The following is a 16,447-nucleotide window of genomic DNA, read 5'->3' as shown; positions in this document are numbered from 1 at the left end:
CTCTTAGCCTGGCCTGCAGACTATCGCTCCCGAACCTCGCGAGCCCTGCCACACAGGGTTTCGCTGCCGCCGCCTGAGGAGAAAATTAGAAATGACCTTCGTCGTTACCGACAACTGCATCAAGTGCAAGTACACCGACTGCGTCGAAGTGTGTCCGGTGGACTGCTTCTACGAAGGCCCGAATTTCCTGGTCATCCACCCGGATGAGTGCATTGATTGCGCCCTGTGTGAACCAGAATGCCCGGCCGTCGCTATCTTCTCCGAGGATGAAGTCCCGGCGGATATGCAGGAATTTATTCAGTTGAACGTCGAGCTGGCGGAGATCTGGCCGAACATCACTGAGAAGAAAGACTCGCTGCCTGACGCAGCAGATTGGGATGGTAAAAAAGGCAAGATCAAACACCTGGAGCGCTAATAGCGCCGCCGCCCAACTGAAAAAGCCCCTTTCCGGGGCTTTTTTGCATTCTGGAGCAGGCATTTACTTTTTTGCAGGCAAAAAAAAGGGGCGGTATGACCCGCCCACATTTTTTCCCTAGTCCCTTTATTCCTTTTCATCATCCTGATGAATCGCATCCTGCGATGTTCCCTGAGCCATCGTTCCTTAATGGCTGTGTCAATCCGTGGACACAGGACTGATGTTAGAGAGTTCCAAGGGAAGTTCAATGGGATCCAAATCGCCGACCGACACGTGATCGCTCTCTGGCGAAGATAAATAATCTTTATATTTCATATAGATAGAAAATGCCTTCATCGATTTTAGCCGCACACGCCAGGTAAAAAACCCAAACACTTACGCAAAAGTAGGCGATTGCTTACACGCCTGATTGCGTAAATGCGCAACTAATATTCGTGGGCGGTTTTGCGAGCAAGAAAAAGCCCCGACAACGCGAGGCTTTTTTCGCTGCAACCTTTTCAGTCTTCGCTCACCGTAATCGTCGGCATTGCCGGTGCTGATGCTTCCTGCAGTACGATCCGCGCCCCCACGTGACGGGCCAGCTCCTGATAAACCATGGCGATCTGACCATCAGGCTCGGCCGCAACAGTAGGTTTACCGCCGTCGGCCTGTTCTCGAATCGCCATCGACAACGGCAACGAAGCCAGCAATTCAACCCCGTACTGGGTCGCCAGCTTTTCACCGCCGCCTTCACCAAACAGATGCTCAGCGTGGCCGCAGTTGGAGCAAATGTGCACGGCCATGTTCTCCACGACACCCAGCACCGGGATGTTGACCTTACGGAACATCTCCACACCTTTTTTGGCATCGAGCAGCGCCAAGTCCTGGGGCGTGGTCACGATCACCGAGCCGGCCACAGGGACTTTCTGCGCGAGGGTCAGTTGGATATCGCCAGTGCCTGGCGGCATGTCGATGACCAGGTAATCCAAATCGCCCCAGGCGGTCTGCGTAACCAATTGCAGTAAGGCGCCGGAGACCATCGGGCCACGCCATACCATCGGCGTGTTGTCATCGGTCAGGAACGCCATGGACATGACTTCCACGCCAAGAGATTCGATAGGCACGAACCACTTCTGATCCTTGACCTTCGGCCGCGTGCCTTCTGCAATTCCGAACATCACGCCTTGGCTTGGACCATAGATATCAGCGTCTAGAATGCCCACACGCGCCCCTTCACGGGCCAAGGCCAGGGCAAGGTTGGCAGCCGTGGTGGATTTCCCCACGCCGCCCTTGCCGGACGCCACGGCAATTACATTCTTGACGTTAGCCAGGCCCGGGATCTGCGCCTGAGCCTTGTGCGGCGCGATTACGCACTGGATGTCGACCTTGGCAGATGCCACACCATCCAGACCTTCAATGGCGATTTGCAGCATCTGCGCCCAGCCACTCTTGAACAGACCAGCGGCATAGCCCAGCTCCAGGTGGACCGACACCTGATCGCCCTGGACCTCAATGGCGCGCACACAACCGGCACTGACCGGGTCCTGATTCAAATAGGGGTCGGTGTACTGGCGAAGAACGGCTTCCACCGCTGCGCGATTCACGGCGCTCATGGGCTACTCCCGAAAAAAGACTGACTGAAACAGGCGGCTATCCTAACCGTTCCTGCCGCTTAACGGCATGCTTTCGAAGATGGGGAAGATGCTGAAACAGCGCCACGGGGTGAAATAAATTTCCTGGCGCTTTATAGTGGCCGACCTCCGTTTCATCAAGTAGCCGAGCCCCATGTCCGAGCCACGCAAGATCCTCGTCACCAGCGCCCTGCCCTATGCCAATGGTTCTATCCATCTTGGCCATATGCTTGAGTACATCCAGACCGATATGTGGGTGCGCTTCCAGAAGCATCGCGGCAACCAATGCATTTATGTCTGCGCGGACGACGCCCACGGTTCGGCCATCATGCTGCGCGCCGAAAAGGAAGGCATCACTCCGGAACAACTGATCGCCAATGTGCAGGCTGAACACAGCGCCGACTTTGCCGAGTTCCTGGTGGATTTCGATAACTTCCACTCGACTCACGCTGAAGAAAACCGCGAACTGTCGAACCAGATCTACCTGAGGCTGCGCGACGCCGGGCACATTGCCCAGCGTTCGATCACACAGTATTTCGACCCGGAAAAGAAAATGTTCCTGGCCGATCGCTTCATCAAGGGCACCTGCCCGAAATGCGGCACCGAAGACCAGTACGGCGACAACTGCGAAAAATGCGGTGCGACCTATGCGCCCACCGATCTGAAGGATCCGAAGTCGGCCATCTCCGGCGCCACACCGGTGCTCAAGGATTCCCAACACTTCTTCTTCAAGCTCCCGGATTTCCAGCAGATGCTGCAAACCTGGACCCGCAGCGGCACCCTTCAGGATGCCGTGGCCAACAAGATCGCTGAATGGCTGGATGCGGGCCTGCAACAGTGGGACATCTCGCGTGACGCGCCGTACTTCGGCTTCGAGATCCCAGACGAGCCAGGCAAGTACTTCTATGTGTGGCTGGACGCACCGATCGGCTACATGGCCAGTTTCAAGAACCTCTGCGACCGTACGCCGGAGCTGGACTTCGACGCGTTCTGGGGCAAGGACTCCACCGCCGAGCTGTACCACTTCATCGGCAAGGACATCGTCAATTTCCACGCACTGTTCTGGCCAGCGATGCTCGAAGGTTCGGGCTACCGCAAGCCTACTGGCATTGCTGTGCACGGCTACCTGACGGTCAACGGGCAGAAGATGTCCAAGTCCCGTGGCACATTCATCAAGGCGCGCACCTACCTGGACCACCTGTCCCCGGAATACCTGCGTTACTACTACGCATCCAAATTGGGCCGTGGCGTCGACGACCTCGACCTGAACCTGGAAGACTTCGTACAGAAGGTCAACTCGGACCTTGTGGGCAAAGTCGTGAACATCGCTAGCCGTTGCGCCGGATTTATCCACAAGGGCAACGCCGGCTTACTGGTGGCGGAAAATGCCGCACCGGAACTGACCGATGCGTTCCGGGCCGCCGCGCCAAGCATCGCCGACGCCTATGAAGCCCGCGACTTTGCCCGCGCGATGCGCGAGATCATGGGCCTGGCCGACCGCGCCAACGCCTGGATCGCCGATAAGGCCCCGTGGTCGTTGAACAAGCAGGAAGGCAAGCAGGCGGAAGTGCAGGCGATCTGCGCCACAGGTGTCAATCTGTTCCGCCAGTTGGTGATCTTCCTCAAACCGGTTCTGCCGTTGCTGGCAGCCGACGCGGAGGCGTTCCTCAATGTTGCGCCACTGACCTGGAACGACCACACCACCTTGCTCAGCAACCACCAGTTGAACGAGTTCAAGCCGCTGATGACCCGCATCGATCCCGTGAAAGTCCAAGCCATGACCGACGCTTCGAAAGAAGACCTCGTTGCTAGCCAGACCGACACCGGTTCGACTGCACCAACAGGCAATGGTGAATTGGCCAAAGACCCACTTTCTCCGGAAATCGAGTTTGACGCCTTTGCCGCCGTTGACCTCCGTGTTGCGCTTATCATCAAGGCGGAAGCCGTAGAAGGTGCCGACAAACTGCTGCGCCTGACGCTGGATATCGGTGACGAGCAACGCAATGTGTTTTCCGGGATCAAGAGCGCTTATCCGGATCCGTCCAAACTCGATGGTCGCCTGACCATGATGATCGCCAACCTCAAGCCTCGAAAAATGAAGTTCGGTATCTCCGAAGGCATGGTGATGGCGGCCGGCCCTGGGGGCGAAGAGATCTACCTGCTGAGCCCTGATAGCGGCGCCAAGCCGGGTCAGCGCATCAAGTAACGCTGCAATACAGCCCTGTCGTCTCGGCGACAGGGCTATAGATAGCTTATTGCTGGATAACGCAGGCGTGTTGGGCCTGGTATTGCTGTGGACTCACACGCAAAGGTCCTACCTCACATGTTTGCGATGAGCCTGGACACCGGTCTCGGTTTTTGGCCGTTGCTGAGACTGTTCAGCGACTTACGCCAGCAGATCGCGGGCAATGACATTTTCCTACCTTTTCGCGGCCTACCGGTCGAGCTGATGGCGCTAGCATTCCGGGGCTTCAATGCAATGATCAAAACATGAGCCTGATTCAACGTATCGACGCACTGCTGCCGCAGACCCAATGCGGCAAGTGCGGACACCCAGGGTGCAAGCCTTACGCCGAGGGCATCGCCCAGGGCGAGGCCATCAATAAGTGCCCGCCGGGTGGGTATGAAACGATTGCGGGCCTGGCGCAGTTGCTGAGCCTGCCGCTGCTGGAACTGGACACCACCCGTGGCGAGGCACCTGCGCAGGTTGCGTATATCCGCGAGGCCGAGTGCATCGGGTGCACCAAGTGCATCCAGGCCTGCCCGGTGGATGCCATCGTCGGCGCTGCCAAGTTTATGCACACAGTGATTATCGACGAGTGCACGGGCTGTGACCTCTGCGTCGCGCCCTGCCCGGTAGACTGCATCGAGATGCGTCCTCCGATCACCGTACTGCCTATCGTAGGCGGCTTGGCGGCCAACGACGAAGAACGGCATGAGCGCGATATCAAGCGCAATCGCGCACGTTGGCGCTTCGAGCAACGTAACGCGCGCCTGCAACGGGAAGAGGACCACAAGCTCGCCGAACGTCTGGCGCGGGCCAAACGTCCAGCGCAGGTGACGCCTGTGCCGCTGGATAGAGCACAGGCCGCACAGGACGCGGCGGTGAAAAAAGCCAAAGTCAATGTCGCGATGAGCCGCGCTCAGTTGCATAAATCATTGAAAGCCTTCGGGCATCCGCCGACGTTTGAGCAGCAATCCCAGTTGATCGTCCTACAACAACAGTTTGAGGCAGCTGAGCAGGCACTGGCCAAACTTGAACCCGCCAACATTCCCGCAGCGCCTGTGAGCAACACCGCTGGCCTCAAGCGCGCCAAAATCCAACTGGCGATGCGCCGCGCCGAATTCAAGAAAGCCCAGGATCAACAGGCCGATGCACAACAATTGGCCGATGCGCAAAACAAGCTCGATGAAGCCCAGCGTCAGGTAGATGCCCATGGTGCTTGACGTGTGGCTGGGCACGCCGCCAAGTATGGTTGTACTCACGCTATCGATGGGCGCTCGGAATTCAGACTTCACGGTGACTGGTAGCAGGGTTCCAGGCTTGGGCCCACTATTCGAAACCACGTTGCTCGCCAACAAGGAATCTTCTGCCTCATGAACGCCGCAAAACGCCTGGAAATTTTCCGCAGACTTCACGAAGACAATCCGGAACCCAAGACCGAACTGGCATACTCCTCGCCGTTCGAGTTGCTGATTGCGGTGATCCTGTCGGCCCAATCCACGGACGTTGGCGTCAACAAGGCCACGGCCAAGCTGTATCCCGTGGCAAACACGCCAGAGGCGATTTATGCGTTAGGCGTGGATGGGTTGTCGGAATACATCAAGACCATTGGCCTCTACAACAGTAAGGCCAAAAACGTCATTGAGACCTGCCGCCTGCTGGTAGAGCTGCATGGAAGCGAAGTGCCGCAAACCCGTGAAGCACTGGAAGCCTTGCCGGGTGTGGGCCGCAAAACCGCCAACGTTGTGCTCAACACTGCATTCCGGCAACTGACCATGGCCGTGGACACTCATATCTTCCGGGTCAGCAACCGAACGGGCATTGCACGTGGCAAGAACGTGGTTGAGGTAGAAAAGCAGTTGATGAAGTTCGTGCCAAAGCCCTACTTGCTCGACTCCCACCATTGGCTGATCCTGCACGGGCGCTACGTTTGCCAGGCACGCAAGCCACGCTGCGGCAGCTGCCGTATCGAAGACCTGTGCGAATACAAGGACAAAACGTCGGACGATTGAGGGGGCATTAGTTTTCTCGATCAGTCGATTGAAAAAATCTTTTTTACCCGTTCATGGATTATCGTTATAAGGAGCGCCAACGGCAGTCTTACTCCGGAGTTAACGTTATGAGCACTGACAAAGAACAGTTGGATGTGGAAGACGACCTCGTTGAGTCGGATGATGATGGTGCAGAGGCTCCCGTGATAGAGGTCGCCAAGACCAATCTGAGCAAACGCCGTACTATCGACAATCTTCTGGAAGAACGACGCTTGCAAAAACAACTGGCCGACTACGACTTCGATCTCTAAGCCAGCGGTCGAGGGCCGGAAGCCTCCCTTACGGAGGCTTTTTTCTGCGGACTATGCTGGGCTAGGTGCAGCCTGCAAGTCTTCTATACCAAGCCGTTGCGCTGGGCCAGTTCGATCAAATCCACCAGGGAGCGAGCATTGAGCTTAAGCAACAAGCGAGTCTTGTAGGTGCTGACTGTCTTGTTGCTGAGGAACATACCGTCGGCGATTTCCTTGTTCGTCCGGCCCCGAGCCAGTTGCTGCAACACCATCATTTCCCGGCCTGACAACCGCTCGACCATATCAGCCTCACTGGCGTTGCCCATGGTGGAGCGTACCGAGTTGAGTGCCTGGTTTGGAAAGTAGCTGTAACCCGACAAAACCGCTTTGATCGCACTCAGCAATTCGGTCAGGTCCTGCTGTTTGCACACATAACCCGCAGCGCCCGCCTGCATACAACGCATGGAAAAGTGACCTGGGGCCTGGGATGTGAGCACTAGCACCTTGAAGGGTATAGGTTGTTTGGCAGACGACAACCGGCAAATAACTTCCAGGCCATCGAGTTTGGGAATCCCAATATCCAATATGACAATGTCCGGCATATGCTCCCGCGCAAGTTGCAACGCATCGACACCGTTATTGGTCTCGGCAACGACCTCATAACCATGACGCTCCATTAGCATACGCACAGCAAGACGAATGACGGGATGATCATCCACGATCAGCACTTTATTCATGAGAAAGTCCAATTTCGCTGTTCGAATTATTTAGAGCAAGCACAATAGCCTAGTCGTTTCATAGTTGGCATAGCGTCCCCCCCCGAGCAACAGCAAGCAGAGACCCAACCCACAGCGATAAAGGAAACGCCCTACAAAAAAACACCGATTCGAATGTTTCCGGTTTTATGGAGCCTTTCAGACCTTTCCGTCCCATCACACATTTTGAGTAAAATTTCCAGGTTACCAAGGGCAGAACGTGAACGAGCCCCACACAACTATCAGGAAATGCCCCTTGTCTTTCGACTACGGATACTGGAGTTGGTGGAGAAAAGTCGGTAGTTTCAGTTCCATTTAACATATTTTTTTACATCCCTATTTACTACAGAGTCTTAGGTCTCTCACATGTTCTCCCGCACCCACATGAGTGAATTATCTGTAAGACTAGTTCCTATGCAGATGTAAAAAATTCATTCCTCCCTACAAAAAATCGCAGACAGCACACAGCAATCGAGAAAAAACACATTATTCGAATAAGTTTGAACACTGATTAAACAACGTTAAACAATACCGATCTATTTAGAATACTCAGGCAAAAAAATGGCCCCTTGAACAAGGGGCCATTCTTCAAAACAAGCTAAACACTCAGAATAACGAGCGGCCTTTATTAGCGGCAATGCGCATGCGCAGTGCGTTCAACTTGATAAAGCCTGCTGCGTCAGCCTGGTTGTAAGCGCCGCCATCTTCTTCGAAGGTGGCGATGTTGGCGTCGAACAACGAATCATCAGACTTGCGACCGGTAACGATCACATTACCCTTGTACAGTTTCAGGCGCACAACGCCGTTCACGTGAGCCTGGGAGGCGTCGATCATCTGTTGCAGCATCAGACGCTCTGGGCTCCACCAGTAGCCGGTGTAGATCAGGCTGGCGTACTTGGGCATCAGCTCGTCTTTGAGGTGAGCCACTTCGCGGTCCAGGGTAATGGACTCGATGGCGCGGTGAGCGCGCAGCATGATGGTGCCGCCTGGGGTTTCGTAGCAGCCACGGGACTTCATGCCCACATAGCGGTTCTCTACGATGTCGAGACGGCCGATACCGTGTTCGCCACCGATACGGTTCAGGGTCGCCAGCACAGTGGCCGGGGTCATTTCGACACCGTCCAGTGCGACGATGTCGCCGTTGCGGTAGGTGAGCTCCAGGTACTGCGGCTTGTCTGGAGCGTTCTCCGGGGAGACGGTCCATTTCCACATGTCTTCTTCGTGCTCGGTCCAGGTGTCTTCCAGCACGCCGCCTTCATAGGAGATGTGCAGCAGGTTGGCGTCCATCGAGTACGGGGATTTCTTCTTGCCATGACGCTCGATCGGGATTGCATGCTTTTCAGCGTAATCCATCAGCTTTTCACGGGACAGCAGGTCCCATTCGCGCCAAGGGGCAATCACTTTCACGCCGGGCTTGAGCGCGTAGGCACCCAGCTCGAAACGTACCTGGTCGTTGCCCTTGCCGGTAGCGCCATGGGAAATGGCGTCAGCGCCGGTTTCGTTGGCGATTTCGATCAGGCGCTTGGCGATCAGCGGACGTGCGATGGAGGTACCCAGCAGGTACTCGCCTTCATAGACGGTGTTGGCGCGAAACATCGGGAAGACGAAATCGCGGACGAATTCTTCGCGCAGGTCGTCAATGTAGATCTCTTTCACGCCCATGGCTTGCGCCTTGGCACGTGCAGGTTCGACCTCTTCGCCCTGACCCAGGTCAGCGGTGAAGGTCACCACTTCACAGTTATAAGTATCCTGCAGCCACTTGAGGATCACCGAAGTGTCCAGGCCGCCGGAATACGCGAGAACGACCTTGTTTACGTCGGCCATGCCATCACTCCACGGGGTTGTACGGAAAGGCGTCGATTCTACCGATCAAAACCGTGGATTTACAGGGGCGCGACAGCAAATGAAGATAAAGCGACAGATTATGTCGAGTGAGCGACCGATGGTCGCACGTCAGGAGGTGTGTGCTGGGTTGCTCGGCCCCGCCGCCTGGGGCGCCGGTTTCTCGGGGACAGCCACACGTTCGAGCTGAATATTCACACGGCGGTTGCGGGCCCGGTTGGCGGCATTGGTATTGGGCGCCAAGGGGTAACTTTCGCCATGGAAACGCAGGGTAATTTGGGACTCCTGGATACCATTGGCCTTGAAGTAGTCCATCACCGCCAGCGCGCGGCGGCGTGAAACATCGCGATTGCTCAGGCGATTGCCACTGTTGTCCGAATGGCCATTCAATTCGACATGGTTGACGGTAGGATCCGCTTTCATGAATTCGAGAATCACTGCCAGCTTCTGCTTGGCCGCGGCGTCGAGCTCGATGCCCCCCCCAGGGAAGCCGACTTCAGTCTGCTTGACCTGATCGTAATTCATCGGCAACAACTTGGCCGTGCACAGCTGATAGTCGCTGTAGGCCTTGTTGAATTTCACCGGCAGCAAGCGAATTTCTGAATAGCCGCCCTCACGCCCATAGTGCCGCACGGTGGGCGAGCGGCCATCGAGCAAACCGTTGAACAGACGCCCAGCCTGGGCTTGAGAGCTGTTGAACAGCACATCACCGCTGCCAGCACGTACGGCACCGAGGTTGATGTCACCCCGACCGGGCTGCCAAGGGGCAGCGGCAGCCAACAAGGTGGCCGATCCTGCGCCCAGCGAGCCGTTATAGGCTTTCAGACGGAACGTCGCCTGCTCACCCGCCCGGCGCACGAACTCACCCGAACCGAAATCGGTGATCGGTTGGGTTAGGCGGCACTCGAACTTGTCGCCCTCTACTTTCCACTCAATATTCTCCAGACGTGTCTGGAACGTGAGGGCCATCGCAGGCAGGCTGGCGAACACACTGAGCAGGGCTAGATAATGCTGGCGCACGGGAGGCTCCACTGGTTTCTACAACACTTCAAAGCGTCATACATCGATAAGGCATACGAAAGGCTATCGGATGCATCCTGCAAAACTTGATAGCGAGTGCCTGCAAGAGTCTTTTCCGGTAGCATTCCCACCAGATTGACCCGCCTGGAATCCCCAATGTCCGACCGCCTGACCCTGCTGCGTCCCGACGACTGGCATATTCATCTTCGCGATGGTGCTGCGTTGCCCCAAACCGTGGCCGATGTAGCGCGTACGTTTGGCCGCGCCATCATCATGCCTAACCTGGTACCACCGGTGCGTAACGCCGCTGAAGCCGATGCCTATCGCCAGCGTATCCTCGCTGCACGACCGGCCGGCAGCCGCTTCGAACCGTTGATGGTGCTCTACCTCACCGACCGCACCCAGCCCGAAGAAATTCGCGAGGCCAAAGCCAGCGGTTATGTGCACGCCGCCAAGCTGTACCCGGCTGGCGCGACCACCAACTCCGACTCCGGCGTGACCAGTATCGACAAGATCCTGCCCGCCATCGAAGCCATGGCCGAAGTGGGCATGCCGCTGCTGATCCACGGTGAAGTTACCCGTGGCGACGTGGACGTGTTCGATCGCGAGAAGATCTTCATCGACGAGCACATGCGCCGCGTGGTCGAGCTATTCCCGACCCTCAAGGTGGTGTTCGAGCACATCACCACGGCCGATGCCGTGCAGTTCGTCACCGAGGCCTCGGCCAACGTAGGCGCAACCATCACCGCCCATCACCTGCTGTACAACCGCAACCACATGCTGGTGGGCGGGATTCGGCCGCACTTCTATTGCCTGCCAATCCTCAAGCGCAATACCCACCAGGTGGCCTTGCTGGATGCCGCGACCAGCGGTAATCCGAAGTTTTTCCTCGGCACCGACTCCGCGCCTCACGCCCAGCACGCCAAGGAAGCCGCGTGCGGCTGTGCCGGTTGCTACACCGCTTATGCCGCCATCGAGCTGTACGCAGAAGCGTTCGAACAACGCAACGCCTTGGACAAACTCGAGGGTTTCGCCAGCCTCAACGGCCCACGTTTCTATGGCCTGCCGGCGAATACCGACCGCATTACCCTGGTCCGTGAAGACTGGACCGCCCCTGCCAGCCTGCCATTTGGCGAGCTGACCGTTATCCCGCTGCGCGCCGGTGAAACACTGCGCTGGCGCCTGCTGGAGGAAAGCAAGTGAGTGAAGACCATTACGATGACGACCAGGAACACGGCGGTGGCGGTTCGCGCCACCCGATGGCCGAACGTTTCCGTGGCTATCTGCCTGTCGTTATCGACGTAGAAACCGGCGGTTTCAATTGCGCCACCGACGCGCTGCTGGAAATTGCCGCGACGACCATCGGCATGGACGAACAGGGCTTTGTGTATCCAGAACACACCCACTTCTTCCGCGTCGAGCCGTTTGAAGGTGCCAACATTGAAGCGGCAGCCCTGGAGTTCACAGGGATCAAGCTTGATCACCCACTGCGCATGGCGGTGAGTGAAGAAGCAGCGCTGACCGATATCTTCCGTGGAGTGCGCAAGGCGTTGAAGGCCAATGGCTGCAAACGCGCGATCCTGGTCGGGCATAACAGCAGCTTCGACCTGGGTTTCCTGAACGCAGCCGTGGCGCGGTTGGACATGAAGCGCAACCCGTTTCACCCGTTCTCCAGCTTCGACACCGCAACCCTTGCCGGCCTCGCCTACGGTCAGACCGTATTGGCCAAAGCCTGCCAGGCCGCCGGTATCGATTTCGACGGTCGCGAAGCCCACTCGGCCCGATACGACACAGAAAAGACAGCTGATCTGTTCTGCGGCATCGTCAACCGCTGGAAGCAGATGGGCGGCTGGGAAGACTTCGGCGACTGAGTTCAAATCCCGCCTATAAAAAAACCGGCCTGTCACAGGCCGGTTTTTTTGTACCTCGATTCTGGCTTACAGCTTGCCAGCGTTCTCGGTCAGGTAAGCCGCAACGCCTTCTGGCGAAGCGTTCATGCCTTTGTCGCCCTTCTTCCAGTTGGCAGGGCACACTTCGCCGTGCTCTTCGTGGAATTGCAGAGCGTCGACCAGGCGAATCAGCTCTTCCATGTTACGGCCCAGCGGCAGGTCGTTGATGATCTGCGAGCGGACAACGCCTTTGTCATCGATCAGGAACGCGCCACGGAAAGCCACGCCGCCTTCGGACTCAACGTCGTAAGCCTTGGCAATGTCGTGCTTCATGTCGGCAGCCATGGTGTATTTGACTTTGCCGATGCCGCCATCGTTGATGGCAGTGTTGCGCCAGGCGTTGTGGGTGAAATGGGAGTCGATGGAAACGGCGACCACTTCAACGTTACGCGCCTTGAAATCGTCCATGCGGTGGTCCAGAGCGATCAGCTCCGAAGGGCAGACGAAAGTGAAGTCCAGCGGGTAGAAGAACACCAGGCCGTATTTGCCTTTAATGGCTTCAGACAGTTTGAAGCTGTCAACGATTTCGCCATTGCCGAGCACGGCAGGTACGTCGAAATCCGGGGCTTGTTTGCCGACGAGTACGCTCATTAGGTATCTCCTGATGTAAGGGTGAAGATTGAAGTAAAAGGACCGGCCCTGAGTCTGCCGCATTCAAGCGACAGCCCTGTGACGCAGTCACGCTTCGTGAAGACCGACCATCATACACTGAAAAAACCGTTCGTCAGCGTGAGGGCGGTGCGGGCAAATACCCTACGAATCTACTTTGACAATCATTCTCGTTAACATTAAGATCCATCGCACTTAAGCCTTAACCCCGCGACGGTTCTCCCTATGTATGTGTGCCTCTGTACTGGCGTCACCGACGGACAAATCCGCGAAGCAATCTATGAAGGTTGCTGCAGCTATAAGGAAGTACGTGAAACCACCGGCGTTGCCAGCCAATGTGGCAAATGTGCCTGCCTCGCCAAGCAAGTGGTACGGGAAACCCTGACGCAGCTGCAGACAGCCCAGGCAGCACTCCCCTACTCAGCAGAATTTACACACGCTTAAATAGGCGTGTTTTAAAGAGCCGGACTTAGTGTCCGGTTTTTTTATGCCTGTAATTCAATTAGTTAGCCCCAAGACGCGGAACACAAACATTCTTATTCCGATTAATTTTCATTTATTATTCAATAACTTAGGTTTGACACTGAGGTTTTCGCCGCTCAAACTCCGCCCTATACACAGCTATTACAGGGCAGGACCCCAGTCATGAAAGGCGACATCTCAGTCATCCAGCAACTCAACAAAATCCTTGCCAATGAACTGGTCGCGATCAATCAGTACTTTCTGCATGCACGCATGTACGACGATTGGGGCCTGGAAAAGCTTGGCAAGCGCGAATACAAAGAATCCATCAAAGCCATGAAGGATGCAGACGCGCTGATCAAGCGCATTTTGTTCCTGGAAGGCCTACCGAACGTCCAGGACCTGGGCAAGCTGAACATCGGCGAGCACACCCAGGAAATGATCGGCAGCGACCTGGGCTTTGAACGCAAGAGCCACAGCGACCTCAAGGCGGCCATCGCTCACTGCGAAGCCCAAGGCGATTTCGGCAGCCGTGAATTGCTGGAAGATATCCTGGAAGATCAGGAAGAACACATCGACTGGCTGGAAACCCAATTGGGCCTGATCGACAAGGTCACCCTGGAAAATTACCTGCAATCGCAGATGGGCGAATAAGCCTTATTGGCTTGCCGGTAAAACCCCACAAAAAAGCCCCGCTCTCTCACGAGAAGCGGGGCTTTTTATTGCAGGCGAATCAAGCGTCAGTCTTGGCCGCCGCATTTGCCGCTGCGTCTTTGATCAGCGTCTGCAACGAACCATCAGCTGCCATTTCAGTGATGATATCGCTACCGCCAACCAGCTCACCGGCTACCCACAGCTGTGGGAAAGTCGGCCAGTTGGCGTACTTCGGCAGGTTGGCGCGGATTTCCGGGTTTTGCAGGATATCCACGTAAGCGAACTTCTCGCCACACTGCATAACAGCCTGGGAAGCCTTCGCGGAGAAACCGCACTGAGGAGCGTTAGGGGCGCCCTTCATGTAAAGCAGAATGGTGTTATTGGCAATCTGCTCTTTGATCGTTTCGATGATATCCATGGAACACCTCGGCTGGAACTTTGCGACTCACAGGTCGGCACGGTGGCGCATTGTAACGCAAAATTCCAGCCGGGTGCTCAGGCCGCTGCTACCTGGACCGGAACGCCATTGAGCGCAGCGTTCCCCGATAACTCATCCAACTGCCGCTCGTCGGTCAAGTCATTCGCGCTCGCCCCCGGTTGCCCGCTGGCGATGGTCATCTGGACGCCCGGGCGCCCGTGGCCCCAGCCATGGGGCAGGCTGACGACCCCGGGCATCATCTCCAGACTGGCCAGCACCTCTACCTCGATCATGCCAATGCGCGAACTCACGCGAACCCGCTGACCATCACTCAGTTGCCGACTGACAAGGTCATCGGGATGCATCAGCAATTGATGTCGGGGCTTGCCCTTCACCAAGCGATGATAATTATGCATCCAGGAATTATTGCTGCGCACATGCCGACGGCCGATCAGCAGCAGTTCGTCAGCCATGGGCAGCGGCTGCGCGGCGAAGCGCGCCAGGTCGGCAAGAATCACAGCGGGCGCGGCCTGAACCTTACCGTCAGCCGTTTTCAAACGCGCAGAAAGATTGGGCTGCAACGGCCCCAAATCCACGCCATGGGGGTGATCGGCCAGCATCGCAACCGACAGTTTATGACTCGACGCATCACCATACGCCCCGGCACGCAGTCCGAAGTCGATCATCTTGGCCGGCGGCATCGTCGGTTTAAGCACAACACCGGTCTGCGCCGCAAAGGCGGTGGCCAGACCGACGAAAATTTCCCAGTCATGCAAGGCCCCTTCGGGCTTGGGCAAGATCGCGCGGTTGAAACGGGTGACGTTACGCACCGCAAACATGTTGAAGGTGGTGTCGTAGTGATCGTTTTCCAGGGCCGAGGTGGACGGCAAAATCAGATCGGCGTACCGAGTGGTCTCGTTGATGTAAAGATCGATACTGACCATGAACTCCAACCCATCCAGCGCCTGCTCCAACTGGCGACCGTTAGGGGTCGACAGCACAGGATTGCCCGCTACCGTGACCAATGCGCGAATCTGCCCTTCGCCGTCAGTAAGCATTTCTTCAGCCAGGGCCGACACCGGCAACTCGCCGCCGTACTCCGGACGCCCGGAAACCCGGCTTTGCCAGCGGTTGAAATGCCCCCCGCCGGTCGACGCCACCAGGTCCACCGCGGGCGTAGTGCACAAGGCGCCGCCAACCCGGTCCAGGTTGCCGGTAACCAGGTTGATCAACTGCACCAACCAATGGCAGAGCGTGCCAAACGCCTGGGTCGACACACCCATACGCCCATAACACACGGCCTTGTCCGCTGCGGCAAAGTCCCGCGCTAATTGGCGGATCTGTTCGGCAGGCACCGCACACTGGCGGCTCATGGCCTCGGCAGTAAAGCCTGCGATAGCACGGCGAACGTCCTCAAGACCGTCTACCGGTAAATGACTGACGCGTGTCAGGTTTTCGGTAAACAAGGTGTTGAGCACACCGAACAACAGCGCCGCATCCCCACCCGGCCGCACGAATAGGTGTTGATCAGCAATCGCCGCCGTTTCACTGCGCCGAGGGTCTACCACCACCACTTTGCCGCCCCGGGACTGAATGGCCTTAAGGCGCTTCTCCACATCTGGCACGGTCATAATGCTGCCGTTGGAAGCCAGCGGGTTGCCACCCAGGATCAGCATAAAGTCGGTGTGATCGATGTCCGGGATCGGCAGCAGCAGGCCATGGCCGTACATCAAGTGGCTGGTGAGGTGATGAGGCAACTGATCCACAGAGGTCGCGGAATACCGATTGCGCGTCTTGAGCAGGCCGAGGAAGTAGTTGCTGTGAGTCATCAGCCCATAGTTGTGCACGCTGGGGTTGCCCTGATACACCGCCACCGCATTCTGCCCGTGCCGGGCCTGGATACTCGACAGCCGCTCGGCGACCAAGGAAAACGCTTCGTCCCAAGGGATCGCTCGCCATTCGCTGCCCGTTCGCAACATCGGCTGGTGGAGGCGGTCCGGGTCATTCTGGATATCCTGCAACGCCACCGCCTTTGGGCAGATATGACCACGGCTGAAGGTGTCCAACGCGTCGCCCTTGATCGAGGTGATCGCCAGGCTGCCGTCTTCGGCTTGGGTAGTTTCCAGGGTCAAGCCACAGATGGCTTCACATAGATGGCACGCACGGTGATGGAGAGTCTTGGTCATGGCCAGTCTCTTTATAGGGGCT

16 protein-coding genes and 1 pseudogene are annotated in these 16,447 nt (G+C 56.9%); 10 read left to right on the top strand and 7 right to left on the bottom strand.

What is annotated here, in order from left to right:
• The first annotated feature begins 91 nt into the window (after nt 1-91).
• Nucleotides 92-415: a ferredoxin FdxA gene (gene fdxA, locus LRO94_RS06620; RefSeq protein WP_032891777.1), complete on the top strand. Its 324-nt coding sequence runs from the start codon at nt 92-94 to the stop codon at nt 413-415.
• A gap of 497 nt (nt 416-912) precedes the next feature.
• Here fdxA and apbC read toward each other — a convergent pair whose 3' ends face one another.
• Entirely contained in the window at nt 913-2,007 is a 1,095-nt protein-coding gene (apbC, locus tag LRO94_RS06615) for an iron-sulfur cluster carrier protein ApbC (protein ID WP_099601221.1), read from the bottom strand.
• Between the two features lie 172 nt (nt 2,008-2,179).
• Between apbC and metG the strand changes: the two genes are divergently transcribed.
• The 5 genes and pseudogenes from metG to LRO94_RS06590 all read left to right on the top strand — a co-directional run bounded on the left by metG (nt 2,180) and on the right by LRO94_RS06590 (nt 6,551).
• Nucleotides 2,180-4,231 carry a methionine--tRNA ligase gene (gene metG / locus LRO94_RS06610; protein WP_122680286.1) on the top strand — a complete coding sequence of 684 codons (2,052 nt, stop codon included), beginning with the start codon at nt 2,180-2,182 and terminating at the stop codon, nt 4,229-4,231.
• Nucleotides 4,232-4,348: 117 nt separating this feature from the next.
• Nucleotides 4,349-4,519: a hypothetical protein gene (locus LRO94_RS06605; protein WP_177434246.1), complete on the top strand. Its 171-nt coding sequence runs from the start codon at nt 4,349-4,351 to the stop codon at nt 4,517-4,519.
• Between the two features lie 17 nt (nt 4,520-4,536).
• Nucleotides 4,537-4,902, top strand: a pseudogene (locus tag LRO94_RS28005) (RnfABCDGE type electron transport complex subunit B); the annotation flags it as partial.
• 720 nt (nt 4,903-5,622) lie between these two features.
• Nucleotides 5,623-6,261, top strand: coding sequence for an endonuclease III (gene nth / locus LRO94_RS06595; RefSeq protein ID WP_032891781.1), 639 nt, complete (start codon nt 5,623-5,625; stop codon nt 6,259-6,261).
• Nucleotides 6,262-6,368: 107 nt separating this feature from the next.
• Entirely contained in the window at nt 6,369-6,551 is a 183-nt protein-coding gene (locus tag LRO94_RS06590) for a PA3496 family putative envelope integrity protein (protein WP_032891782.1), read from the top strand.
• A gap of 83 nt (nt 6,552-6,634) precedes the next feature.
• On the opposite strand, the gene LRO94_RS06585 is transcribed toward LRO94_RS06590, so the two are convergent.
• From LRO94_RS06585 to LRO94_RS06575, 3 genes are all read right to left on the bottom strand, one after another.
• The gene (locus tag LRO94_RS06585) at nt 6,635-7,267 is read right to left on the bottom strand and encodes a response regulator transcription factor (protein ID WP_032891784.1); all 633 of its coding nucleotides are present in this window, start codon (nt 7,265-7,267) and stop codon (nt 6,635-6,637) included.
• A gap of 624 nt (nt 7,268-7,891) precedes the next feature.
• Nucleotides 7,892-9,109 carry an argininosuccinate synthase gene (locus LRO94_RS06580; protein ID WP_012722490.1) on the bottom strand — a complete coding sequence of 406 codons (1,218 nt, stop codon included), beginning with the start codon at nt 9,107-9,109 and terminating at the stop codon, nt 7,892-7,894.
• A 129-nt stretch (nt 9,110-9,238) separates the two neighbouring features.
• Complete coding sequence (locus LRO94_RS06575) at nt 9,239-10,147, bottom strand: flagellar protein MotY (protein ID WP_032891785.1); 909 nt, start codon at nt 10,145-10,147, stop codon at nt 9,239-9,241.
• Between the two features lie 156 nt (nt 10,148-10,303).
• On the opposite strand from LRO94_RS06575, the gene pyrC reads away from it, so the two are divergent.
• Both pyrC and rnt read left to right on the top strand, forming a co-directional pair.
• A complete protein-coding gene (gene pyrC / locus LRO94_RS06570; protein ID WP_032891786.1) occupies nt 10,304-11,350 on the top strand; it encodes a dihydroorotase in 1,047 nt (348 codons plus the stop codon).
• The gene (gene rnt / locus LRO94_RS06565) at nt 11,347-12,018 is read left to right on the top strand and encodes a ribonuclease T (protein ID WP_032891788.1); all 672 of its coding nucleotides are present in this window, start codon (nt 11,347-11,349) and stop codon (nt 12,016-12,018) included. The genes pyrC and rnt overlap by 4 nt, the downstream gene beginning before the upstream one ends.
• A 66-nt stretch (nt 12,019-12,084) precedes the next feature.
• Here the strand turns inward: rnt and LRO94_RS06560 are convergent, their stop codons facing one another.
• Nucleotides 12,085-12,687 carry a peroxiredoxin gene (locus LRO94_RS06560; RefSeq protein ID WP_003172097.1) on the bottom strand — a complete coding sequence of 201 codons (603 nt, stop codon included), beginning with the start codon at nt 12,685-12,687 and terminating at the stop codon, nt 12,085-12,087.
• A gap of 243 nt (nt 12,688-12,930) precedes the next feature.
• Between LRO94_RS06560 and LRO94_RS06555 the strand changes: the two genes are divergently transcribed.
• Nucleotides 12,931-13,149, top strand: coding sequence for a bacterioferritin-associated ferredoxin (locus LRO94_RS06555; protein WP_010564137.1), 219 nt, complete (start codon nt 12,931-12,933; stop codon nt 13,147-13,149).
• 201 nt (nt 13,150-13,350) lie between these two features.
• Nucleotides 13,351-13,821, top strand: coding sequence for a bacterioferritin (bfr, locus tag LRO94_RS06550; protein ID WP_017526353.1), 471 nt, complete (start codon nt 13,351-13,353; stop codon nt 13,819-13,821).
• Nucleotides 13,822-13,900: 79 nt separating this feature from the next.
• Here the strand turns inward: bfr and grxD are convergent, their stop codons facing one another.
• The gene (gene grxD, locus LRO94_RS06545; protein ID WP_032891789.1) at nt 13,901-14,239 is read right to left on the bottom strand and encodes a Grx4 family monothiol glutaredoxin; all 339 of its coding nucleotides are present in this window, start codon (nt 14,237-14,239) and stop codon (nt 13,901-13,903) included.
• Between the two features lie 77 nt (nt 14,240-14,316).
• Nucleotides 14,317-16,425 (bottom strand): molybdopterin oxidoreductase family protein, encoded by a 2,109-nt coding sequence (locus tag LRO94_RS06540; RefSeq protein WP_179179466.1) that lies wholly within the window; start codon nt 16,423-16,425, stop codon nt 14,317-14,319.
• Nucleotides 16,426-16,447: the final 22 nt, after the last annotated feature.

Source organism: Pseudomonas sivasensis, assembly GCF_021391435.1.
GTDB classification, from domain to species: Bacteria; Pseudomonadota; Gammaproteobacteria; order Pseudomonadales; family Pseudomonadaceae; genus Aquipseudomonas; species Aquipseudomonas sivasensis.
Note: the sequence above shows the minus strand (reverse complement) of the source record. Positions and strands in the feature narration are given on the sequence as shown.

Bases quoted from the DNA above. Each gene is read 5' to 3' on its own strand.
- fdxA (WP_032891777.1), top strand. From the start codon at position 92: ATGACCTTCGTCGTTACCGACAACTGCATCAAGTGCAAGTACACCGAC.
- LRO94_RS06590 (WP_032891782.1), top strand. From the start codon at position 6,369: ATGAGCACTGACAAAGAACAGTTGGATGTGGAAGACGACCTCGTTGAG.
- apbC (WP_099601221.1), bottom strand. From the start codon at position 2,007: ATGAGCGCCGTGAATCGCGCAGCGGTGGAAGCCGTTCTTCGCCAGTAC.
- LRO94_RS06560 (WP_003172097.1), bottom strand. From the start codon at position 12,687: ATGAGCGTACTCGTCGGCAAACAAGCCCCGGATTTCGACGTACCTGCC.
- bfr (WP_017526353.1), top strand. From the start codon at position 13,351: ATGAAAGGCGACATCTCAGTCATCCAGCAACTCAACAAAATCCTTGCC.
- pyrC (WP_032891786.1), top strand. From the start codon at position 10,304: ATGTCCGACCGCCTGACCCTGCTGCGTCCCGACGACTGGCATATTCAT.
- grxD (WP_032891789.1), bottom strand. From the start codon at position 14,239: ATGGATATCATCGAAACGATCAAAGAGCAGATTGCCAATAACACCATT.
- LRO94_RS06555 (WP_010564137.1), top strand. From the start codon at position 12,931: ATGTATGTGTGCCTCTGTACTGGCGTCACCGACGGACAAATCCGCGAA.
- LRO94_RS06585 (WP_032891784.1), bottom strand. From the start codon at position 7,267: ATGAATAAAGTGCTGATCGTGGATGATCATCCCGTCATTCGTCTTGCT.
- LRO94_RS06605 (WP_177434246.1), top strand. From the start codon at position 4,349: ATGTTTGCGATGAGCCTGGACACCGGTCTCGGTTTTTGGCCGTTGCTG.
- metG (WP_122680286.1), top strand. From the start codon at position 2,180: ATGTCCGAGCCACGCAAGATCCTCGTCACCAGCGCCCTGCCCTATGCC.
- LRO94_RS06580 (WP_012722490.1), bottom strand. From the start codon at position 9,109: ATGGCCGACGTAAACAAGGTCGTTCTCGCGTATTCCGGCGGCCTGGAC.
- LRO94_RS06540 (WP_179179466.1), bottom strand. From the start codon at position 16,425: ATGACCAAGACTCTCCATCACCGTGCGTGCCATCTATGTGAAGCCATC.
- nth (WP_032891781.1), top strand. From the start codon at position 5,623: ATGAACGCCGCAAAACGCCTGGAAATTTTCCGCAGACTTCACGAAGAC.